The organism is Enterobacter sp. UNJFSC 003 (genome assembly GCF_036903355.1).
GTDB lineage: Bacteria > Pseudomonadota > Gammaproteobacteria > Enterobacterales > Enterobacteriaceae > Enterobacter.
On the sequence record NZ_JBAKHK010000366.1, the window covers coordinates 1 to 233 of the forward strand.

General features: G+C 49.4%; 1 protein-coding gene. It reads left to right on the forward strand.

What is annotated here, in order from left to right:
- The coding region (locus V5P19_RS24575) for a hypothetical protein (RefSeq protein ID WP_334408121.1) at positions 1–233 on the forward strand (233 nt) is incomplete at both ends.

Sequence of the window (233 nt, forward strand, 5' to 3'; positions counted from 1 at the left end):
GTATTGAAGAGATTCGCGTCGGACAATTTCAAGTCAATCCGCCCATTTGCAGAATCGCAGCCATCTCTCGCAACCCTGCTTCATTAAAAGGACTTTCATTTACTACTAATTCCGGCATGTTGATCGTCAAGTGGACAGGCGCAAAAGGATTGATTCCGGATCCAGTTGAAACAGCTGTTGCGCCCGCCAAAGTTGAGGGCACGAAGGCGGCTCTGCCACCTAAAGTGGAAACC